At 46.8% G+C, this 23,471-nt stretch carries 18 protein-coding genes and 1 riboswitch; of the genes, 5 read left to right on the forward strand and 13 right to left on the reverse strand.

Features of this window, described 5'->3' with window-relative positions; genetic code table 11:
• The gene (locus MY523_RS17685; protein ID WP_250656003.1) at positions 1 to 3,099 is read left to right on the forward strand and encodes an HsdR family type I site-specific deoxyribonuclease; all 3,099 of its coding nucleotides are present in this window, start codon (positions 1 to 3) and stop codon (positions 3,097 to 3,099) included.
• Between the two features lie 94 nt (positions 3,100 to 3,193).
• On the opposite strand, the gene MY523_RS17690 is transcribed toward MY523_RS17685, so the two are convergent.
• Both MY523_RS17690 and MY523_RS17695 read right to left on the reverse strand, forming a co-directional pair.
• Positions 3,194 to 3,343: a hypothetical protein gene (locus MY523_RS17690; protein ID WP_250656004.1), complete on the reverse strand. Its 150-nt coding sequence runs from the start codon at positions 3,341 to 3,343 to the stop codon at positions 3,194 to 3,196.
• A gap of 25 nt (positions 3,344 to 3,368) precedes the next feature.
• Positions 3,369 to 4,367 (reverse strand): carbon-nitrogen hydrolase family protein, encoded by a 999-nt coding sequence (locus MY523_RS17695; RefSeq protein WP_250656005.1) that lies wholly within the window; start codon positions 4,365 to 4,367, stop codon positions 3,369 to 3,371.
• Between the two features lie 263 nt (positions 4,368 to 4,630).
• On the opposite strand from MY523_RS17695, the gene MY523_RS17700 reads away from it, so the two are divergent.
• Entirely contained in the window at positions 4,631 to 6,100 is a 1,470-nt protein-coding gene (locus MY523_RS17700; RefSeq protein ID WP_250656006.1) for an amidohydrolase family protein, read from the forward strand.
• A gap of 17 nt (positions 6,101 to 6,117) precedes the next feature.
• On the opposite strand, the gene MY523_RS17705 is transcribed toward MY523_RS17700, so the two are convergent.
• The 9 genes from MY523_RS17705 to bacA form a co-directional block, all read right to left on the reverse strand.
• A complete protein-coding gene (locus MY523_RS17705) occupies positions 6,118 to 6,801 on the reverse strand; it encodes a phospholipase D-like domain-containing protein (protein WP_250656007.1) in 684 nt (227 codons plus the stop codon).
• A gap of 21 nt (positions 6,802 to 6,822) precedes the next feature.
• Positions 6,823 to 7,371, reverse strand: a complete 549-nt coding sequence (locus MY523_RS17710; protein WP_250656008.1) for a TFIIB-type zinc ribbon-containing protein — start codon at positions 7,369 to 7,371, stop codon at positions 6,823 to 6,825.
• Positions 7,372 to 7,944 (reverse strand): rhomboid family intramembrane serine protease, encoded by a 573-nt coding sequence (locus MY523_RS17715; protein ID WP_250656009.1) that lies wholly within the window; start codon positions 7,942 to 7,944, stop codon positions 7,372 to 7,374.
• Positions 7,941 to 13,385, reverse strand: a complete 5,445-nt coding sequence (locus MY523_RS17720; protein WP_250656010.1) for a DNA repair ATPase — start codon at positions 13,383 to 13,385, stop codon at positions 7,941 to 7,943. Before MY523_RS17720 ends, MY523_RS17715 begins: the two co-directional genes overlap by 4 nt.
• Before the next feature lie 237 nt (positions 13,386 to 13,622).
• The gene (locus tag MY523_RS17725) at positions 13,623 to 15,569 is read right to left on the reverse strand and encodes a flotillin family protein (RefSeq protein WP_250656011.1); all 1,947 of its coding nucleotides are present in this window, start codon (positions 15,567 to 15,569) and stop codon (positions 13,623 to 13,625) included.
• 134 nt (positions 15,570 to 15,703) lie between these two features.
• Positions 15,704 to 16,390, reverse strand: coding sequence for a hypothetical protein (locus tag MY523_RS17730; protein ID WP_250656012.1), 687 nt, complete (start codon positions 16,388 to 16,390; stop codon positions 15,704 to 15,706).
• Positions 16,391 to 16,451: 61 nt separating this feature from the next.
• Complete coding sequence (locus MY523_RS17735) at positions 16,452 to 16,691, reverse strand: hypothetical protein (RefSeq protein WP_250656013.1); 240 nt, start codon at positions 16,689 to 16,691, stop codon at positions 16,452 to 16,454.
• 35 nt (positions 16,692 to 16,726) lie between these two features.
• A complete protein-coding gene (locus MY523_RS17740) occupies positions 16,727 to 17,413 on the reverse strand; it encodes a PspA/IM30 family protein (protein WP_250656014.1) in 687 nt (228 codons plus the stop codon).
• Positions 17,414 to 17,462: 49 nt separating this feature from the next.
• Positions 17,463 to 18,128: a biofilm formation regulator BacA gene (bacA, locus tag MY523_RS17745; RefSeq protein ID WP_250656015.1), complete on the reverse strand. Its 666-nt coding sequence runs from the start codon at positions 18,126 to 18,128 to the stop codon at positions 17,463 to 17,465.
• 383 nt (positions 18,129 to 18,511) lie between these two features.
• Here bacA and MY523_RS17750 point away from each other — a divergent pair, with 383 nt between their 5' ends.
• Positions 18,512 to 19,342 carry a DUF6160 family protein gene (locus MY523_RS17750; protein ID WP_250656016.1) on the forward strand — a complete coding sequence of 277 codons (831 nt, stop codon included), beginning with the start codon at positions 18,512 to 18,514 and terminating at the stop codon, positions 19,340 to 19,342.
• Between the two features lie 86 nt (positions 19,343 to 19,428).
• Here the strand turns inward: MY523_RS17750 and MY523_RS17755 are convergent, their stop codons facing one another.
• Complete coding sequence (locus MY523_RS17755) at positions 19,429 to 20,619, reverse strand: methyltransferase (protein ID WP_250656017.1); 1,191 nt, start codon at positions 20,617 to 20,619, stop codon at positions 19,429 to 19,431.
• Between the two features lie 76 nt (positions 20,620 to 20,695).
• Positions 20,696 to 21,874, reverse strand: a complete 1,179-nt coding sequence (locus tag MY523_RS17760; protein ID WP_250656018.1) for a GGDEF domain-containing protein — start codon at positions 21,872 to 21,874, stop codon at positions 20,696 to 20,698.
• Between the two features lie 236 nt (positions 21,875 to 22,110).
• Positions 22,111 to 22,277: riboswitch (cobalamin riboswitch) on the forward strand.
• An 88-nt stretch (positions 22,278 to 22,365) separates the two neighbouring features.
• Between MY523_RS17760 and MY523_RS17765 the strand changes: the two genes are divergently transcribed.
• Together MY523_RS17765 and MY523_RS17770 are read left to right on the forward strand one after the other, a co-directional pair.
• Complete coding sequence (locus MY523_RS17765; protein WP_250656019.1) at positions 22,366 to 22,551, forward strand: CbtB domain-containing protein; 186 nt, start codon at positions 22,366 to 22,368, stop codon at positions 22,549 to 22,551.
• Positions 22,552 to 22,621: 70 nt separating this feature from the next.
• Positions 22,622 to 23,470: a CbtA family protein gene (locus MY523_RS17770; protein WP_250656020.1), complete on the forward strand. Its 849-nt coding sequence runs from the start codon at positions 22,622 to 22,624 to the stop codon at positions 23,468 to 23,470.
• Position 23,471 lies beyond the last annotated feature (1 nt).

The following is a 23,471-nucleotide window of genomic DNA, read 5'->3' on the forward strand; positions in this document are numbered from 1 at the left end:
ATGACCGAGTATAAAACCATTGCTGAATCCAGGAACTTTATCGTACTCGATAAATATAACCAGGATTGGAAAGTGGCTGAGAGCTATCAGAGTGAAGATGCCTTAGAGCGGGAGCTGATTCAGGACTTGGTGAATCAAGGCTATGAATATTTACCGGGTTTAAACAAGCCCGAGGCCATGCTGGCCAATGTGCGGGCTCAACTGCAAACCCTCAACAGCGTTGAATTTTTAGAGGGTGAGTGGAAGCGCTTTGTTGAAACCTATCTGGATAAGCCCAGCGACACCATCCTGGATAAAACCCGCAAGATTCACGATGACTATATTCACGACTTCGTGTTTGACGATGGCAGCATTAAAAACATTTACCTGGTTGATAAAAAGAACATTGCCCGTAACAAGGTACAGGTAATCAAACAATTCGAGCAAACCGGCAGCCATGCCAACCGGTATGATGTGACCATTCTGGTGAATGGTTTGCCGTTGGTGCAAATCGAGCTTAAGAAGCGCGGTGTCGCTATTCGTGAAGCCTTTAATCAGGTGCATCGCTACAGCAAAGAAAGCTTTAACAGCGAAAACTCCCTCTACAAATATTTGCAGTTGTTTGTGATCTCCAACGGCACCGACAGCCGCTACTTTGCCAATACCACCCAACGCAATAAAAACAGCTTCGACTTCACCATGAACTGGGCGAAGGCCGATAACGGTCTTATCAAGGACTTAAAAGACTTTACCGCCACTTTCTTCCAGAAAAACACCCTGCTCAACGTGTTACTGCATTACTCGGTGTTTGATGTCAGCAACACCTTGCTGGTGATGCGCCCCTACCAGATTGCCGCCACTGAGCGTATTTTGTGGAAGGTGAAAAGCTCATTTGAAGCGAAAAACTGGAGCCGCCCAGAAAGCGGTGGTTTTATCTGGCATACCACTGGCTCAGGTAAAACCTTAACCAGCTTTAAAGCCGCACGTTTGGCTACGGATCTGGAGTTTGTCGACAAAGTGTTTTTTGTAGTCGACAGAAAAGACCTCGACTACCAGACCATGAAGGAGTACCAACGCTTTTCGCCTGATAGCGTAAATGGCTCAGACAGTACCGCTGGCTTAAAGCGCAATTTGGATAAAGATGATAATAAGATCGTCGTCACCACCATTCAAAAGCTCAATAACCTGATGAAGAGCGAGGGTGATTTACCGATCTACAACAAACAGGTAGTGTTCATCTTTGATGAGTGCCACCGCAGCCAGTTTGGTGAAGCTCAGAAAAACTTAAACAAGAAATTCAAACGGTTCTATCAGTTTGGTTTTACAGGTACTCCGATCTTTCCACAAAACGCGCTAGGTGCAGAAACCACTGCTAGCGTGTTCGGTCGAGAGCTGCATTCTTACGTAATCACCGATGCGATCCGCGATGAAAAGGTGCTTAAGTTCAAGGTGGACTATAACGATGTGCGAGCACAGTTTAAGGCTATTGAAACAGAGCAAGATGAGAAGAAACTCAGTGCGCTTGAAAACAAACAGGCCTTATTGCACCCAGAACGTATTCGCGAAATCTCCCAGTATGTTCTGAAAAACTTCCGCCAGAAGACACACCGATTACAGTCGAATGCTAAGGGCTTTAATGCCATGTTTGCCGTGAGCAGTGTAAATGCGGCTAAGTTGTATTATGAATCCCTCAACCAACTGCAAAAAGACTCAGACAAGCCTCTGAAAATCGCCACCATTTTTTCTTTTGCTGCGAACGAAGAGCAGGACGCAGTGGGAGATATCTTGGATGAGAGCTTTGATGTCTCAGCGATGAATAGTAGCGCTAAGGAGTTTTTAAATGCGGCAATAGGCGATTACAACGCCTTCTTTAAAACCAACTTCAGTGTCGATAGTAATGGCTTCCAAAACTATTACCGTGATTTGGCGAAACGGGTTAAAGCCAAAGAGATCGACTTATTGATCGTGGTAGGCATGTTCTTAACCGGGTTCGATGCGCCGACACTTAATACCTTATTTGTGGATAAGAACCTGCGTTACCACGGGTTGATGCAGGCCTTTTCGCGCACTAACCGCATTTACGATGCTACCAAAACTTTCGGCAATATTGTCACCTTTCGGGAGCTAGAAAGAGCCACGGTAGATGCCATTACCCTGTTTGGAGACAAGAACACCAAGAATGTAGTGCTAGAGAAAAGCTACAAGGAATACATGGAAGGTTTTACTGATGTGGTGACAGGTGAAGCGCGGCGGGGCTTTATGGATGTAGTGACCGAGTTAGAACAGCGCTTCCCTGATCCCTCAGCTATCGAAAAAGAGTCCGACAAGAAGGACTTTGCCAAGCTTTTCGGAGAGTACCTGCGGGTAGAAAACGTGCTGCAAAACTATGATGAGTTTGCCACCCTGAAAGCCCTTCAAAGCGTCGACATGAGCGACGAAGAAGCCGTTGAAGCGTTTAAGGCTGAGCATTACTTGGATGATGAAAAGCTGGCTGAGTTGCAGGCCATACGTCTTCCCGCCGAGCGTAAGATTCAAGACTATCGCTCGACGTACAACGATGTGCGCGATTGGCAGCGCCGACAGAAATCAGCGGACGAAAAGGAAAAGTCCACCATCGACTGGGATGATGTGGTTTTTGAAGTCGATTTGTTGAAGTCCCAAGAGATCAATCTCGATTACATTTTAGAACTGATTTTTGAGCACAACAAAAAGAACAAGAGCAAAGCTGAACTCATTGAAGAAGTCCGCCGCCTGATTCGAGCAAGCCTTGGCAACCGTGCCAAAGAGAGCTTGATCGTAGACTTTATTAATCAAACCAATCTCGATGATATTGGTGATAAGGCCAGCATTATTGATGCCTTCTTTACTTTTGCCCAGGCAGAACAGCGAAGAGAGGCTAAGGAGTTGATTGAGTCCGAAGGTCTTAATGAAGATGCGGCTAAGCGTTATATCTCAGCATCTTTGAAGCGCGAATATGCCAGTGAAAATGGTACGGCGCTTAATGAGGCTCTCCCCAAAATGAGCCCACTGAACCCTCAATACAAAACTAAGAAGCAGAGTGTCTTCCAAAAAATCGCGTTATTTGTAGACAAGTTTAAAGGGGTTGGTGGGCCAGTTTGATCAAAGCATGGCTGTTTGATTTTGAAATGGTTATAAACCTGTTCTGAGCTGAACTAATTCATCCGAACGGACAAACTATGGTATCAATTTGCGGTCAATCTTTGGTATCAATAACAAATTCCTTTAAATCAGCTGAGAAGTCGCGACTAAACCCTTCATAATCTATTTTGTTCGAGCACTCGTTCATGTTCTCCCATATTGGAGAGGCAAATGCGTATATTTCGGTTTCTGAAAGTCCTTTCATTGGTCAGCTCTCTGCTTGTTTGTTTTTACGTATTCTGCACAGCATTGTGTAAGCCCATCCCCCGGCCTTTGCGACGATAGTAAGACCTGCCACATAGATTTTGCTGATGCCAATAAAGTTTCATCGCAAACGGCAACCCTGGTAACCAAAACCTATTGGGTGTTTCAAGACGCGGCTCAACTGCGCCAGGGGATATTTCTGCCATGATCACTCCGGGGCCTTCTTGCGCCTGCCGATATGCCAAAATATGACCATGTGCATCAACAATCTGCGTACAACCGACAAACTCGGTGCTGTATGGCAGCGTTTTTGGCACCCCCGGAAGCAACATAAAATCGGTGCTAAATTGGCCGCAATGTGATGCATGTATAACGGGCACGCCAAGGTGCCTGGCTAGCTCCAACGGTGCATTTTCAGACAAATAACGGTTATATTGGCCAATAGCAGAAAATGCCTGGCTAGTCAGTCTGCCCCAGTTGTCGGGCAGGGTCCACCAGTGGGACCCCGTCATCGCAACATCTATTTTGCCCGCCAGTCGTCGAAGGGTCTGTGTACGAATCAACTCCCAGCAAACCGCTGCGCCGACACCGCCCATACCGGTATCGAAAACACCAGAGTCATCACCCGGTGCGTAAAATGCGTTCTCCCACATGGTTGGGAGGTCTTTGTCATGGTGATGTATGGTGCCTTCAGGTTCAACAAAGTGGTAACGGTTATAGATATTGCCCGCCTCGGCAATCAGCATAGAGCCGCCAATGCTGCAACCGTGACGGGCCGCCATTGACTTAAGAAAATCCACTGCCTCATTATCAGGAGGCAATACAGCTTTATAAGCATCCTGTTCAAAAGCGACTCTAGAGGTAAAGAACTCGGGTAACGCGATCAGCTGTGCGCCTTTAGAAATTGCCTCATGACAAAGAGGCTCTAGCCGCTCAAGATTTGCGCTGACGCCACCCGTGGTTGCTTCCAGTTGAATCGCTGCCGCTACGAGCTTATCACCGTCCCGGTTTTTCGAATCGATCAAAACTGTTCTCCAACATCATGTACCGTACCGGGGAATAGATACTCATTCCCGTTGTTGTACGAGTGCCCAGACAATCCTTTATATGCCATTACACACCGATATAGTTAACCTTAGAGATAGTTAACCATAATTACGCAACGATTAAGACCGTCTAGGCGTATATTAAAAATAATTTTGATTAATCACCCACTGTTGCATTAATCTCTGTCGACATTTTGGTTACAACATACACCTCCAGACAAATATGTAGCAGGGTGCACGTCATGACTTTGAGATTACACTCTTCCTTTAGACTCTATACGCGGCTTCTATTAACGTTTTGCGCCCTGCTGACAGGTGGTTGCAGCCTATTTTCTTCCGCCCCTCCACTTGCCATTAAAGGGGACGCTCCAACGGCCATTATCATTAGCAATACAGTGCTGTTTAACGGTAATGCTGATGAGCCAGTGAGTAAAGGCCAAAGCATCCTGATTCGCAATGGACAGATAGAAAAGATAAGCCAGCAAGAGATCATCCTCCCTGGCGCAGAGGTTATTGATGCCCAAGGTAAAATGGTTATGCCTGGGCTTATTGATATGCATGTGCATACCCACTCGCCAGGCACCCCCACCTGGAAAATGAGAGTGCCTAACGACACGCTGGTTGATCGCAACCTGTCTGCATTCCTGTACTCTGGTGTTACCACTGTTTTTGATATGGGCGCGCCCATTAACGACATCCAAAAATCAGTCAAACGAGTCACCGAAGAAGATAAAGTCAACCCGAGAGTTTTTTATGCTGGCCCGATGATCAGCAAACGGGATGGACACCCTTCTTTTATGATGAAAAAGTCATTCTTTTGGCCTGCATCCAGCTTTGCAGTAAGCCAGTTAGTAGGCTCTGTAGATAGTAATAAGGACATTCCCGAATATATTGATGAATACAAAGCTAAAGGCGCTTCGCTTACCAAAGTGGTCATCGACCAGATTCCTTTAGGCATTCCCTCCTTATCTTCAGAAGAAGCCGCTATTGCCGTTAAACACTCGGAGAGTGTCGGCCTTAAAGTCGGTGCACATGTCGGCTCGGAGGCAGACATGATAACCGCGCTTGATGCAGGAATAGACTATTTCGTACACGGAGTTTATCGCTCCAGTATCTCTGATCAGACCATCACCAGAATGAAAGCCGCCAACGTTACTGTGGCTCCCACATTGATAGTGTTTAACCAGATGGATCGAATATTCCAGCAAAAGCTGACTTTCGGCAAAATGGACAAAGAGATTCTTGAAACGGACATTTTAGACGCATATGACAATCCGCCATCTGACCTGGAATTAAAAGACCTGGATGCCAATGTTCAAAACTATGCGCACGAGGTTAACGTATTCAATGAGTTAAAATTTGATAATGTTCGGCGCATGAAAGCGGCGGGCATCAACATACTCGCCGCATCAGACTCACCCAACGTTGCGAACATTGCGGGGTCATCATTACACGATGAAATCAGATTATTGGTTGAAAAATGCGGATTTACACCTGAGGAAGCCGTCGCAGCGGCGACATATCTGCCGGGCAGGCACTTGGAAAAACTTAATCTGACACCCGGCCTTGGGTACATCACTGAAGGGGCAAAAGCGGATTTGGTTATGCTGGATGGCGACTTCCGGGAGGATATTAATAACACCCGGAAGATATCAATGGTGATTGCCGGTGGCAAAATCGTGGAGCGCAACTCAGGTATCGCACAGCGCTAGATAAGCGCTGCCCGGCATTAGCCAAACAGCGACCAAAGCGCCTCAAATTTACGCTGAAACGCGTCAACAATGGCAACTTCACCGCTGACCACAACATTCTCCTGATTATAGCGAGAGGCACTGCGAGTCCAGTTGAAGCTGCCATTGAGCAAGATCGCCTGATCAAACACGGCAAACTTATGATGCATATGGTTGGGGCTTTGATCCATTCGAATGTTCACCCCTTTCGCCGCAAGGTCGTCCACATCACTGCCTAAGTCGTCAGACTTATCATTGTCGGTAATGATTCTGACCTTGATACCCCGCTGATGAGCCTTGTAAATTGCTTCACTCAAGCTGTCATCAGATATCGTAAACACGCAGATATCAATTGATTGCTTGGCCTGATGGCACAAGTCGATAATTTTACGTCGGCACTCGTCGCCTGGGCTAAAGTGAGCGGAGCTTTCAACCGCGTTTTCGAGTGCTCCGCTGTCCAGCGTCTTAACCACCTGCTCCAGCCATTTAAGCACTTTAAAGGTTTGGCTGGCATCCGCATCAATACTCGCGCGCGCGAGGTCAAACCCTTTGTTTCTCAGAAAACGGCGCTCGTCTTTTGACAAGGAAGGAGCCAGTTTCCTTAGCTCCACCTTTTCATCGCTGCTTAACTTTATATCTTCCAGCGTTTCACGTAGCTGGGCTTCCAAATCCTTATGTCGCATCTTGGGTTACTCATTCAGAAATTATTCATAGGATGTAATCAAATATTGTTTGATCTCTTCTCTATCCGGGTGTTTGTTCAACCATTGCTTGAACATATCTACCTTCTCAAAGTCTTCTTCACCGATCATATCCACATAGCGCTGTTTAACGAGGTTTTGCATGCGCTCTATTCTTATCTCTCTCTGCCAGGCATCGGTGAATATTTGAGGTAACTTTCCGTGCAGCTCTAACTGCTTGAGCAAGCGCCACTCGCCTTTGTCGAGCCATGCTTCATCACAATGGGTGCACAAATCAAGTTTATTCGCGCTGGCCAAGCCAATTTTAAACTTCGTCATGATTCGCGCGCATTTAGGGCAAACCTGAGCTTTTTCTTTGCCTTCTGCCAACTCGCCAACCGTGTCTAAAGATGCTTTTTCTTCAGTATCCGCTGGCTGATTCTCTGACCAAAAGCGGTAGTTCATAAGCGAAAGAAGTGCGCCATCACAGCTACTGCAACCTGCCGCAATTAAACCATTTTCGAGCTGCTTGGGCTCAAGACGATACCCTTTACACTGAGGACAATGCATCATTTATCTCCTGGACAATTTTCTCTTAAAAATTTTAAAAGTGGATAACCAAGCCGCTATAACCCCTGATATTGCGCCAAACAGGTGCGCTTCAAATGAAATGGCCGCATCTTGTGGCAGCACGCCATAAATCATACTGCCATAAAGAAATACCACGACGAATGCGATCAGAATATTCAATGGCCGACGATCAAACCATGCCAGCGCGATACTCAAGCTCCATAAACCAAAAATCCACCCGCTAGCACCAATATGCATGGCGGGTCGACCCAGCAGCCAGACCAGAATGCCGGTGAGTGTGACTATAAAAAAACTACTCCACACATAGAGCCGTATGGTTCTTAGCAGGCAGAGCCAACTGAAAATGGCCAACCCGATCAAATTATTGATCAGGTGGCTAAGGTTGCCATGCAACAGTGGCGAACTGTATATGTGAGGCAGACTTGCAGTTTCACGGGGGAAAATCCCAAACTGGTTTAACTGCCCTCCCAAAGCCATATTCGCCACATGAACCAAACTGAGCACCCCGCAAACCGTTAATACGATCCTAACGCGCTGCCAGAAGGCTCGGATCACTCAGTTGCTCCTTTGTGATCAGACGCCACACTACCCGAACCTTGCTTGGAACCACGTGAAAGTTCTGACTCCAGCTGCCTGAGTTGAGTTGATATTTCAGCCATTTTGTCGTGGGTTCGAAGATCAATATCAATCTTCTTATCCATCGTTCTCACCAACGGGAAAATACTGTTCTCCATTGTGTTTGCCAATACCCGCAGTACTTTATCCAAGCCAGGCACCGGCTGGTTAATAACCTCAACATTCGGAACGGGTTGCGTTTTTTCCTCCACAGGCTTTTGAGTCTGCATGGCCTTGTAGCCCGCTGCCAGCAGATCGCCTATTCGACTCAGTGAACCATTGATTACATCCAGCTGCTGGGTCGCAACCGGCTCACTGCGTTTACTGTCCGACTTCGCCTGATTACTCGCAGCGACACTTTCTGCGGTATGACCTAACTGCTTAACACCGTCAACCAGATCAACCAGCTGGGCAATCACCTTGCCACCAACATCGGCATCATCCCCCCCCATGGCTTTGTTACGTAAAAAGTCTTTCTTAATCTGCTGCCAGCGCTGTTGCTCTTCATCGCTCATATTGCCACGAAGCTCTGCCAGTTTAAGCAAGTTCTCTTCAGCACCACTGGTGAGCAGCTGTGACTCGCCAAGGTAGTGGTCAGAGATCATCTGCATCAGTTCGTCGTCATTCATCACCGAAGAGACTTTTTCAGCCATCTTGTTCATGTTCCGATAACTACCTTGGAGCTTGAACGAGGGTTCGGTTCGGTAGGTATCATCCTGCGCTGCGGAGGCGATATATTGCTGATTAATCTTGAGAATAATCTCTTGAATGACAAATAATTTCTTCAATACCCCGGTAATTTCGTTCACTTCAGCGCCACTGTATTGATGGCTCAAGTCAGTGGTTGCTACGCTTTCACCTTGGGCGAGCCTGACCAGCTTATAGATGTCTTCCATTTCTCGGGTTGCAAGCGGTGCCAACACAGGGTTTGAGGTCAAACTGTTTTCGATATAACTCAGCGCGAACTGCTCTTCCATCCCGCCTAAAATATCACCCAGGTTATAAATATCCGCACGGTTAGCCAGCATGTCGGGCACTTTAAAAGCTTCGCCGGATTCCGTATACGGGTTACCCGCCATCACCACACAGAATTTTTTGCCGCGCATATCATAGGTCTTGGTTTTACCTTTCCAGATACCTTCGATACGGCGAGTTCCGTCACAGAGCGAGATAAACTTCTGTAGAAACTCCGGGTCGGTATGCTGAATATCATCCAGATAGAGCATCACGTTGTTGCCCATTTCCAGCCCCAGATTAAGCTTCTCCAACTCTTGTCTGGCAGTTGCATTGGGTGCTTGCCCTGGGTCGAGCGACAATACATCATGGCCCAAAGACGGGCAGTTGATCTTCATAAAGATCAACCCTAACCGGCTGGCGACGTACTCCATCAGCGTGGTTTTACCGTAGCCAGGAGGGGAAATCATCATCAATACCCCCATCAGGTCAGAACGTTTGCTCTCACCAACGGTGCCCATCTGCTTGGCCAGGTTGTCTCCAATCAACGGCAGATAAGATTCATTGATTAAACGGTTACGCACAAAAGAGCTTAATGGCTTGGGTTTAAAGGTCTCAAGCCTTAGCGCTTCACGCTCTTCTTCGATAATTGACTGGCGCAATGCGAGGTAGTCATGATACCCCTTTACCACACGTTGCTGATGGTCATCCAGACGTTGGAAAAACTCATCCAAAGCAAAGGATATCTGCTGGTTTTCAATGCGCGGGTGGTCACCCAATAACCCCGTTACGGTCAGCTCGACATCGACCTCGGTTGCTCGACGCTCTACCCGGCCATCAGCATTCACCAAGGCAATGGCTTCAGGAATATAACGCACCAAATGGTCAAGCCCCTTGCCTTCAACCAACGCAATAAGCCATGAGGCACTCAGGTTCCACCGCTCTGCCACCTGCCCTTTGAGCTTTTCCAGCGAGGTCTGATACTTGCGCCATGATGCATCATCAAGAGTGCGCTTGAGTTCATCCACTAACGATTGAGCATATTTGCTCGATACAAAATCAAAGCGCTCACGGCCCAGCTCTGCCACCAGATACTCTGCGGCTCGCTCAATATCTCTAGCAGAGACATCGATAGGGTAACGTTCTATAAACAAGCCGATAGCATTGGCCACTTCTTTAATCAGTAGCTGGTTGGCCCGCTCATTATTAAAGATGGTTAGCATATGAGCCGCAGACTGAGCTCGCTCATGCCAGGTTTCGGCTTTCTGTTTAATGCCCAATAATACGGCGTCTGCATTTCGGTCTGCGTGAATCGTATTCGCCCAAAATACTTGTGCCAATCCGCGACACAGCGGGTCAAAGATTAACAGCTCAGCGCTATCCATAGCCGGTATCAGTTGCTGTAACAGCAACATCGCATCATGGTCATGAATACCTTTTTCGTAGCCCTCTTTATACCTTGGCGTTGCGAAGGTTCTGACCAGTTTGAGCAAAGCATCTTTATCTAACAACGCTTCATGCAGCGCCTCATTGGTCAGGTCATGCTCCCCCTTGTCTGCTGCTTGCAGCATCAGTGCAGCCAGATACTCAGACCGGTAGACGGTCGGCGTTTCAGACTCTTGCGTCATATCCCAGTAGGGGCGCAGCGCGGTGAGTTCTGGTCGTGTCAGCGTTTCAAAAAAGTCAGTCCCGGTGAGGTGAACATTCAACTCACCGTTACGAGGCACAATGGTCAGATCAAGCTCTTGGGTATTGACACTGAATTTGTGACGAGGCCCCAGTTTTATAACCTTGCCGCCCTCTTCATAGATGTCGGTCTTATCTCTGAGCGAGCGCAATGCCTGCTCTTTAATCGACTTAAACCGCGACTCCACATCATCCGCTTTTACTGCGCTATCCAGCTCCCGAAGGCGCTCGACCATTTCTCGCGTTTTGAGTACCAGCGCATCAGAGGCAAAATACGTGTTCAGCTCATCCGCTTCCGTAAACTTTAACGAACGGCGCTCAATGCTCGCCAGTATCCGATCTGCGGCATCGGTAACCGACTGGGCTTTACGCTGCCGCTCATCTAACAACTGCTGCTTGTGAGATTCAAACGATTCATAAACCTCCTCTCGCTTGGCCATAATATCCGAGAGGAATTGATCATATTCACTAAACTGGCTTTCCAGCTCTTCTAACTGCACCAACAAGCGGGAAAGCTGCTCGTCACATCGCTCAGGCGTATTCGCCATTCCCAGTGCGTTGGTAATGCTTTGCGAAAATAGTTTAAATTGTGCGCCGAACTGGGCAATCGCCTCTTCTGACCCTAAGCTCTTCTGCTTATGACGCGCAGCCGCTTTGCTTTGGTTAAGCTTTGAATAGACCTCTGAAATTGAATCGATAATGCGAGTACGAACCGTGGCATCATCAACTTTGAGGGTCGCCATCAGCTCAGACAGTAGGTCTAAACCGGCAGCGGTAGACTCAATGGTTTCAATCAGTGGCGTGAGCGAGGCAATCGTTTCAGCTTGGTCGACCTGTTTATTCAGATCATCAATCTTTGCCAGATAGGGGGTCAATGCCTCTTCATTAGAGAGGAACGTAACCGTTTGTTCGCTCAGCTGAGCCTGCGAATCAACCAGCTGTTGGTCTAACTCGTCAATACGCTCAAGATCTATATAACGAAGCTCTTTAATGGTCGCCAAGTGACCACGCTGGTGCCGCAACCGGTCAAGCGCCTCAACATACTCTTCAGCGATCTCCCAGTTTTCCGGACGAATAGAGAGCAGAATGTCGTCTTGAGCGGCTTCTGCCTCAGCCATTGACTGCTGTGACTGACGCCGAATGCTTTCTACTTTTTCAAATTCATCAATGACCAGTTCAGAGGTCTGGGTGATCTCTTTTAGCAGCGATTCAATAGACGGCTGTTCTGATGCCTGATCTAGTGGTTTGTAATCAGGAATCCAGTAGTGGGAATCAAATATCTTGGCGGCCGACTTGCTGAGCTCTTCATAGGTTCGGGATGAAACAGACTGATTATCAATCAGGCGACAAATGCTATAAAGGTCTGAAACACCTCTGACCAGTGCGGCATTACCAATGCGGCCAAAAAATGACTGGCTAACGTCTGCTTTGCTAGCGAACTCCTGGCTCACAAAGGGCGTCTGCCAAATTTGCATCGGGTGAATACGCGTGGGTTCGCTTTCCGCCGAAAATACCACCAGTTTGCCATCTTCAGACAGCGCATAGCCGTGACAATAAATCGGGTTCTGCAGCTCTTTACTAATAAGGTTGTAGGCAAATAACCCGACAACACCTTCTTCTGGCTCATAGAATACGTACAGAACATCTTCGCCATTGGGCGAACGAATCATTCGTTTAAATTTTAAGCCGCCACTTTCGCTATTAACACTATCCTGCTCAAAGGTTTTGTATTCGCCGGTCTGCAAATAATACCCACCCGGGAATATAACCCCATGATCTTCCGGCAACTGCACACAAGACTGACCCATAGCGTCTATTCTCAAGACCTCTTCAGTCAGCGTATTAAAAATTAGATACCGCCAGTTTTCTTCCCGATACGGCTTTATCTTTAGCAAGATTAAGCCACCCAGTTCGGCGTAAAAGTATTCAGCATCATCCAGAGACTGGGTTTCGTCTTCGACCGGCTCCCGGTAGATGCCTAACCCATCTTCAGTATTGTTTTCAATCTTGATGGTCAGATCACCACCCACTGTCTCAACAAACACTTTATCGAGGATATTAATATGCGGGTGACGACCATGAACCGAGTCTTCGCGGCTGGTGCCAACCCACTCAAAATCATAAGCAGGCGGCAGCTGTATATCACGCTCACCACGGCTATCGATATACTTAACCTCTTTTCCATCTGCCGAGACAGACCAGCGGAAAACACGGAGGTCTTCTAACCGTTCACCAATTTGAAAACCCGCCAGCAGCTTGCCATTTTTAACGCTCAGCTCAACCAGGCGGGTGTGCTTGTAATAACGATATAACTCTTCAAAATCGCTGACAAACGAGGGTTGAGACAGAAAGCTGGAACCCGCATCAGCAGGTTCTAAATCGTAACCCTGTTCAGACGAACTATCGCCTTCTTTTTTAAGACGAAATAGAGAGAATACATCTTCAATTTTGGTCTCTTTTTTAAGACCGAGAAAAACGTTATAGCCAAACAACAGGTAGTCGCCAACCTGAACCATATCGCGGGCGATGCTATTGTTTTCAGTTCGAACACGCACTCGTGAAACGACACTCATATCCGAGCTGCCGAACTCTTCAAGTCTGGACTGGTTTAACGTGCGGGTGAGTTGATTGAGCGTTTTTCCTTGCTCGGAAAGACGCTTACGAATGACTTCATAGGCACCACCGGAAGCCACTGCGTTTTCTACATTGCTATCACCGGTAGACTGGTTCTGCTGCACCATCTTTCGATCCTTTCACGTAGGGTGGGCGTGCCCACCAGAGAAGTACATCAAAGCTTAAAGGCCGGACAATATCCATAAAGATACAGCCGTCATTCCCGCGAAGGCGGGAATCCATCATTCAGAGCTCTATTCTCCTCGCCTACGCGAAACTGACACTAGAGAGAGCTACGGATCCCCGCCTTCGCGGGGATGACATGTGGTTAAGCTACTTGGCTTTGAGATGAATATTGCGAATACTTAACTCTCTTCTTTAACAGCCGAACCTTTTCCCTGACCATCCATCACTTTTGCAAGCAAGGCGTTAACCGTGCTGCTCTTGGTAGATAGACCATCAATCGCCTTACCTAATGACAGTGACTTGGCGAAGGTATCAAAGAAGTGCTCTTCGCCACCGACAATATCGATTTTCGCTTTTTGTAGCGCCGTAGACAGTACGTCTGCGTTATCTTTAGCGATATCTTTACCCGCTTCGATAGAGGCAATCGCTTCTTTAAAGGCGGTTTCAAGGCTCATGCGGAACTCTTCGTGGTCTCGCGCCTTATCGCTCATTCCTCCCATAGCATCAAACTTCTCTACCAGGCCATCTGCCTCAGCTTTAAACTGCTCGCGGGTAACGTCTGCACTCGCCATACCCACTTCTTTAGTCGCTTTGGCTTCAGAGCTGCCTTTGGCGGCAATCACTTCGGCATCCGCCAAACCGGTTTCACGCAGTGCTTTACCTTCTGCTTCACCTTTCGCGGCCACAACAGCGGCTTCTGCAAAGCCTTCCTTCTCAAGGGCATCCGCCTTCGCTTCCTGTACCTTAGCCTCAGCCAAACCAAGTGCCGCTTCTTCAGCCTGAATACCTTCTGCCAGTTTCTTCTTCGCATCGGCTTCTTTTGCTGATGCTTCAAGATTTGCCTGCGCCATAGTGGTGATCTCTGACGCCTTGAACTTGGCCGACTGCTCTTCTGCTTCAGCCGCCTTAACCTGCTTAACTTTCTCTTCGTCTGCCTGTGCTTCTGCCGCTAACACTTGAACCTGCTTGGCCCGATCTGCTTCAGACACTTCGCGTACTTCTTTAATACGCTCTTCTTCGATAGCAACTGTTTTATCAACCACGACTCGTTCGCGGATAACGTTCGCGATCTCTTTCTTCTCAACTTCCACCGCTTTTTCAGCTTCTATTTTCTGTAACTCAACTTCACGCTCGCGGGCAACGATTTCAAGATCCCTTGCCCGAATAACCTTCTCTTGCTCAATGGCTACAGCACGCTGGCGATTCTGTTCAGCCACTTCAATTTCACGCTGCTGGTTTTCAGTTTGCACTGCAAGATCCTGCTCGACCTGAATACGGGTCGCTTCCGACTTCTTGCGTTCTTCTTCTTGAATTTTGAGTGTCTCTGCCTCTTCCCGTGCTCGAATAGTGGCCACTTCACGCTCTTGTTTGGCCTCGGCATCGGCCTGTTGACGCTCCAGTTCCAGCATCGCTTCGCGGGTTTCTACATTCTTTTTCTTAATCGCCAGCGCTTCGTTTTGCTCAAGATCATTGGTGATAACATTCTGGTTAGCCGTTAGTTCAGTAATCTTCTTAATACCTTCTGAATCAAGAATGTTATTGGCATCAAGCGCAGATTTAGGCGTTTGTTCCAGATAATCAATCGCAACATCTTCCAGCACGTAGCCGTTCAGGTCATCACCGATCACTTCAATGATTTTTTCACGGAATTGAAGGCGATTTTCAAACAGCTGCACAAACTCAATTTGTTTACCTACTGTCTTCAACGCTTCTGAGAACTTAGCAGCAAACAGGTCATAAACCGCATCTTTATCAGACGCTCTGTCGGCACCTATCGACTTGGCGACACGCAATACATCATCTGCAGTTTCATTAACGCGTAAATAGAAGGCTACCGTAATGTCTGCTCGCATGTTATCAAGGCAGATCAGGCCATCTTTGCCCCGACGATCAACCTCAAGGGTGATCAGCGAGATTTTCATCAATTCTTTTTTGTAAATAATCGGATAAACCAGTGCACCGGTAAAGTGAACCTTGGGCTTGGAACTCATGTCGTTAACGATTAACGCCGTTCCCTGCGCGACTTTGATATAGAACGCTTTGAAGAGTGCGGCAAGCCCCATCAGGATTGCGAAAAATACACCGATGCCTATGGCTATAGGCATTAAGACAGACAAATCAGCCATGTAAATTACTCCATTTACTTAATTTTTATATGACGGTAATTGATAAAATTGAATCTAATTCAGTAATAGTCGATGCTTATGTTGTCATCCTCGCGAAGGCGGGGTGACATCTAGGGATTAAGGTAAATCTCCCTTCAATTCAAAAACTCCTTTTCTGATATAACGCGATAAACATTCTCAACCTCCATGTATTCCAACAACACCACTCGATCCCCTTTGTTGAAGACTTCGTCTCCGGTAGACCGCGCCTTAAATATGAGCCCTGCACCACCATCGGCAAGGAACACTTCACCAAAACTGTTATTTACCTTAGACGTTCTAACAATAGCCGTCTGACCTAGCACTTCTTTCACAATATTCTGGCTCGTTTTTTTGAACAGTGGACGGATCGGCTTAATAACCAGAGCTGTTAGCATAACTGCCACATAAAGCGTCCCCAAGAGAACGGGAAGACCTGCTAAATATCGCAAAAGGCCATCAGGTACTAACCCAAAGAAAAAATGGACGATAAAGTAACAGATAAACCAGCCAAACAAGGCAATAAATGAAACGATTATCGTCACCGGCACACCGTATAACCCTAGCTTAAGCATTAAACCCGCCAGCATGTCGGGCGTACTCAAGTCTGTTTGGTTTACACCCAGCTCACCATCGACGTCAGGAATATCAAAGTCCAGCACATCCAGATCAACAAAACCCAGCACTGCAACCAGCCAGTAAAGTAAACAAATAACCAAAAAGAAGGTGAAAAATGCCGTAGGAAACGACGCAATGTTCTGATAGAACGGATCCATTTTCTCACTCAGCAATATTGCAAACATCGTTTACCCCCTAACACTTAACGACTTCTTTCATTATATTTCTGCTACACCCACTGACGGATTACGCCGTTATTTCACGTTTAATGCTGTTCATAATCTCGAGCATATCCTGATCCAACTCTTCAGGCTTCACCTTTGAAATGATATTTGTCAACACTCTTTTTTCATTGTCATCAACAACACCATCCCGCTGGGCGATTGCAAATATTTTGCTAAGCTCTTCCGCATCTAGCTTGCCATCATCAGCAAAACAGTTGATGGATTGAAATGTCATTTCAAGGTAATCACGGCTTTCACTCATAAAAAATTCCTTTATTTAAATGCTTATGTAATCAATTACTTGGTTTTCTTTAACCTGGCCAATATATCATCGGCCTGTTTTTCGCCGGACCGAATACCCGCCTGCTGCAGCTTTTCCTGCAGCGAACTTTCTGATGTTTCAGCACTTAGCTCACTGGCTGCATTCATCTTAGCGGCGTTAAGGGCTTGCTTTTCTTTAATCCGCTCCAGTGAATCCATCGCAGTGCGCATTTTAGAGTTTGAACCTGAGTGACGGTCTGCCACTGTTTTCTGTGCGCGTTGCACACTATCGGTGGCTTTAACCGTGTCAACTTGCTGCTTCAAACGTTTAATATTACCTTCTGCCACCTTAATAGCCGCTTTAAGTTTGTCTGCATTTTCTGCAAAGCCAGCCGCCGCAGCCTTTTCAGACGCCAGCTGATTCTCAAAATCGGCGATTTTTTCTGCGACTTCATGGGCGAGCGTATCATCACCTTTTTCCAACGCCTGAAGGGCATAACCTTCATACTCTTTAACATCACTCTTTAGCTTTGAGACTTTTTCTTCTGCGACTTTTTGCCTCGCGATAATAGCAACCAGGCTATCTTTTGATTGCTTTAACTCTTCGGATGCATCGCGCACTTCCTGGTCAAGAATACGCAACGCCTGACTATCGACAACCGCCTCACCAGCCTCATTCACTCCGCCTCGCAGAGCAGTCATCATTTTTGCCCAAATATTCATTGTATATACCTCGTTTTAATCGGCTCTGAATTTGATTACAGACACAAATCTATGCAACAGACTGATCAGCATCAAAATTCAAAAATTCGCTATACGCCTCGGTCGCCTGAATGACGTTGTTAGCCAACACATCAATTTCAAACACCACATTCGAGATCAACGAACTGGAACTCAGCGCGCCAAACATATGATAGTAATCCTCAACGTGATAATCACTTTCGCTTCGCTGCATGCTATCAAGACTAATGGTTGAAAGCGGGAAGTACTTATGGGTGCGCAGTATGGCATCGTTAAAACCTTCCACATCAGTCACCACAGATTGAGGCCACAATACCGCCTCCACTATAATCTGCTCCCCTGAAACCGTCAGGAAAACAGGCAAATCTCCGTACTCTTTCATCTCGATGTAAATTGAGGGTTCTACGCCTTCTATTAACTCAACCGAAGCGCTACCAGTTGCAAACAATGCCTCTTTTTCTAGCGCCTGATAAAGGGATTCTGTTGTCCATAAACCTGTAGATTCATTTGTGTTATTCGCCATAACCTCTCCTACATTTATCCATGTTGATACTTCTGGATTGCGCAGTTGCTTTTCTACCGCAGCCAAGCGCTTGGCATTTTCAGGCCTTATCCATACTTCTTTTTTAACCAACCCTTGCTCGCGCAAGCGTCGCCTAAATTCTCGTTGATAATGTGCAGATGATTTTCTATTCATACATCCACTATAGTTGTTACATGTAATCTCGTCAATACATCACATGTAATAATTACAATATATTACATGTGATGTATTTAGAGCTACTTATACAATGCCTTAGAAAGGGTTACGCCAAGAGAGGAAAGACAAGAAACTATATAGAGAATATAGCAGTCAATTATAGACACTATTATTACGCTTAAAATAAATAACCAATCATTACATAGCGCAACAGACAAAACCCAAACATGATACCAGTCACAGAACAGCAGTACCAAAATATGCATAATCGCGCACGGGAGTTACTTTAGATAGAAACGACCATTTTAGTCCCTAAAACAAGAACAAAAAGAGAACGCAGCACTAAATAAAACACATAAAAATATATTAGGGAATACAACATGAAAGGTCTGAAAAAAATAGCCTTAGCCTCTGCAATAACAGCAGTAGCTACAAGCGCTCAAGCCGAATACAAAGCAATGAACGACGCCATGATGAGCCAGGTAACAGGTCAGTCAGGCATATCGATTGACTTAACAGCAGAAGTCAGTATGGGTGAAATCGCATACAAAGACGGCGGTTTTATAGCAGCGCGGGACATTTATCTTGGTGGTGCAAGTGGTGGAGCTCTTGACAATCTGACAATCACTGTTGATGTCGCTGGAGATGCTACAGATATAGCTGCACTTGAAACAACAAACGGTATCACAGGTATCGGTGATGGCGACTTGGTAATACATATAGGCGCCACTGACGGAGATGTACAAAACGTAGATTTCGGCTTAGGCATTGCCGAAGTTTCTCTCGAAACATCCAACTACGCGCCAAGCCAAAAATATGCAGGCGATGCAAGCACCAACACCGTATTGCTATCTAATTTAGCTCTATCTGGCCGCCTAGGCCCTATTGATATTGTAATCAGCGAAGATACATCTAACCTCTGGGCAAACGCGTTCTTTGCTGTTGACAGCGGTTCAATGGATATACCGTTCATGAATGTATCTATTGGCAATTTTACGATGGATAACAGTCGCCCATCAGGAACCCCGAATGGCAACTTTGCCCAAGCTACTGTAGCCATGGGCGCAAGCAACAAAGGGCTAATGGTTGATGTTATTGACTTCTCCGCTGATATGGATGTTGAAGACATCAAGATAGGCGCCAACAGCATTGGATCTTTATACATCACCGACCTGAAATTCACTGCAACAATGGATGTATACGGACATTAAAATACCTTAACCTCTCTCCCGATCAGTCAACCGGGAGGGAGGTTAAACAACAGCAAATTAGCGCCAATACCTTGTTGTACAAACCGTCAGGCTGTATACACAGCATCAATAAGAAAATTCCGCGGCGTTAAGTCTGTCGGGCAGAACTGAGTCAGCTCACAACGATAACCATGCTCCTCTAGATACATAACACGATCCAATACCAGCCATAATTCCAGCGCCCGTCTAAACGTCATTCGCACCAGCTCATAGCGAGAGTATTCAAAGAATCGCTTTTCACCAGCGACTTCATAGTCATTAAAGCGCAACCCACCTGGAAGACAGAGTTCTTTAAGATGTGAAACATGCTCACAGAACTGCCGGAAGTCGCCGTCCAGCAGCTTTACAGATAACGACGGAACGGGCAAATACCCATCAATCCCTCTTATATCCCGCTGGAGCAAATCAAAGCCTAGCCGCCACATTTGCAGCCTCTTTCTTTTAATTCGCTCCCTTTCTGGCGCAGTATTACTCTGTCGAACAGCCGTTCTCAAGTCATCACTATCAAGTATCAACTCACTACTTTTAGCCGCTTTAGACAAGGGGTTATATACTGAAGTTTGGTTAAAGCGGTGATAGCAGCACGGCGCAAGCGTTATACGTTTCACCTGTTTTTCCACACCACCTTGCAACAAACTTGCATGCAAGCCGCCACAAGCATGTAAAGCGATGACGTGCTGGTGTGCATTCAGCTTTTGTACAACATTAGGATCTAATACATCACACTGCTCCACCCGGGCATCACTGTGCATTCGGCAGGCCAGCTGATTTGCTTGCTGCACCAAATTGGCGTTAATTTCTAAACCCAGCACCGGCACTTTAAACTGTTCTGCCAAGTATCGCCCCAAATGCAACTTACCAGAACACCACTCTATAAGCGGGCTTGTAATCTTCCCTGTCGCAGCGGCAAACGCTTCAATTTGCTCTGCCTTGCGGCCCGGAACATCGCGTTGCCATGCATAAGTTCTTCCGGTTAGTTGTTTTTGTTGGCAAGAAGGAACCTGGATAAGCGAATGAATTTCTTGAGCGACGGGTAGGTAATCCCCGACCTGCTGACACAACAGATCATCATTACCTTGCAATCGATCAACATCATCATCTGATAATGCCAGCAGCCACTGAGTAAGGGCTGGATGACTATTTAACCAAGATGGTTTTGGGGTAGAGAAAGGAGATATACGCCATATATTGGCATATTGGATGAGTATATGGTCAAGACGTTGGAAAGTAGCTCGCATACACCATGATAATAACCCCTAAACACAGAGGTCTAGCTTTTTATCACCCTCACCTTCAGAAAAAGGCAAGTCAGGCTCAGGTATCAAGTTCTTCTTGCAGGAACTTAACCACTCGGTTTCGGCCACCCTCTTTAGCTTTATAGAGAGCCTCATCAGCATAGTGCAGCATTTTTTCTGTCGAGGCAGAACTCAGGAGCTCATTACAAAACAGCCCCATACTGGCAGTTATTCTTAACATTGACCCGTCAGCCGTGAGAATTTTCATGCGCTCCAACTGCTCCCTGCAACGCTCTGCAAGCTGATAAGCACCCTCTGTATCTGTGCCCGGTAGAATAACCAAAAACTCTTCACCACCATAACGCCCAACATGATCATTCTGTCGAACACTGTTTTTCAGTGTCTTCGCTGTCTCAACCAGAACCTGATCACCGGCGGGATGTCCCCATGAGTCATTTATACGTTTAAAGTGATCTAAATCCACCAACAATATTGAGAACGACGCCCCATGCCTTCGACTTCGTTCATGCTCAAGACTAAGGCTAGACAGTACACTTCTTCGGTTGCTCAGGTGGGTGAGCGGATCAGTTAAACTTAATTGCCTGATTTCATCTTCTCGCTGCCGCCACCGGCTCAACACATGATAGGCAAAAACGGTAATAACAATAAGATGAGGTGCCGCAAAATAATACATTGTATATAGCCAAAAGTGACTGAGCGCCCCGTCTGCCTCCTGTAGGTTTTTAACCACCGGCGCGTAAGGCATATCGCCAAACGTAGAGCTATAGGAAACAACCCACTGCCCAATAACCGATATCGTAAACGCCAGTATCACCGCTCTGCGATTAAAAAGAATAAAACCCACTACCGGCGCGCCTGCCAGCACAACGCCGGTAGCCACAGACATAGTGCCAACGGCATAAGCACAATAGAGCAACGTAAAAGAAAAATACTGGGTTGCGATATATTCATGGAACTCGCTGTTGGGGAAACGCCTGCGCAGCAATAACACCAATACAAATAGCAGGATAGACAGCAGCAATATGCTGTTCAGGTAAATCTTGTGCTGATTCAAAAACGCAATGTTAACATAATTCTGGTTGGCCTCTGGAGCCAAAGGAGATAGCTGATAATAAGCCCATAAAAAATACTGCGTATGCACTGCCAGCGTTAAACCTAACAGCAAGGCAGCTCTCGTTCCGGCAGTCCACTCCAATGGATTACCGTATTTCTCCATCAATTTTCTGACTCTTAGCATTTTTCACTCCGAATACACTAAGCGTATCAGAAGATGCAAACCAGGCAAGAAAGAGTAGAGCGGCTTTAACACTATTTTGCAAACTTGTACCAGCTATCGACCAATTCACACCTAAGCCACATATGATTGCCTGCATCAAAGTGAAAATAGGTATGATGAGCGGTCATAGTTGTTTTTATATACTTCAAAATGGCTAAATACAGTTCATTCAATTGACAAATCGGCACTCTCTGTTAGCATTTGACAGTCATAGAGGTCTTGCTTCATGTTGTTACTCATGAGCAAGTTAAATGGGAAGTAGGTCCGCATAGCAACCGGCTATCGTAAAGCCTACACTGCCCCCGCAACGGTAGGTGGCGATATACGCCATGAGTCCGATACCAGCCCCTGGACATCACGCTGTAAGCGCACAAACCACACAGCCCTAAACAGCGCAGTGTGCTTTTATTTTCCTCATTTCAGTGCGGGTGAGCACGAAGGACAATTTCATCATGACAACTCAAGTTTCAAACACTCATGCAACAACCACTTCTGTAGCAGCCTCTAAACGCTCACAAATTTTAGCTGCCGCTATTCTCGGATTAACAATCGTATTCGCTGTTGGTTTACTGCCAATGGATGCTGCTCACAATGCAGCTCACGATACGCGTCATAGTGCTGCTTTCCCTTGCCACTAAGAAGGACTCTGGAAAAGACGCTAAACACCTAACGTTTATCTTAAATACCTTTTAGCATTCGAGAACTCTTATGTTTTTTAGAAATATTGTATTTGCTGCGGTAGCGGCAGGCCTGCTCGCGGGCATTATTCTTGGCACCCTGCAACACTTTCAAGTCACGCCTATTATTTTAGGGGCAGAAGTCTATGAAATAGCAGACGAACTCCCGTCTAGCACAGACATGGCAGCAGGCGAAGCAACGGCACATGATCACAGCAACCCGGCACACCATACGTCTGAAAACATCAGCGGCCATTTTGAGGCGCTCGAAAACAACTCAGACACCGCATCGAAACAGCATATTCAGGAACACTCTCACGACCCGGAGGCATGGGGCCCTGAAGACGGCGCAGAGAGAACATTTTTCACCTTTTTATCGAGCACACTGATGGCCATTGGTTTTTCATTGGTGGTTATTAGTGGCATGGCGCTTTCGGGCAAAACCAGCCCGGTCGCAGGCTTACTTTGGGGGCTTGCAGGGTATCTATCCTTTTTTGTCTCTCCATCGCTGGGGCTTCCACCAGAGATACCAGGCATGGAGGCCGCAGCACTTGAAGGCAGACAAAGCTGGTGGCTGTTGGCGGTAACCTTTACCTCCCTGGGTCTGGGCCTACTCGCGTTTGGCAAAGGTGCTTTACGCTGGGGTGGATTGCTGGTTATTGCCATCCCCCATATTCTGGGAGCTCCGCAGCCAGCGATGCACGGCTTTGCTCACCCGGATGCAAATGCAGTCGCAGCACTTGAGGCCCTTGTTGGTCAGTTTGTAATGGCAACAACGGTGGTAAACGGCGTATTCTGGGTTTGCCTGGGCCTTCTATCGGCCATCGCCATTAATACCTTGTTCAAACTACCTGACGAAGAGTCGACTGGCGCCGCTTAAT

The sequence above is a fragment of the Alkalimarinus coralli genome (assembly GCF_023650515.1).
Classification (GTDB): domain Bacteria; phylum Pseudomonadota; class Gammaproteobacteria; order Pseudomonadales; family Oleiphilaceae; genus Alkalimarinus; species Alkalimarinus coralli.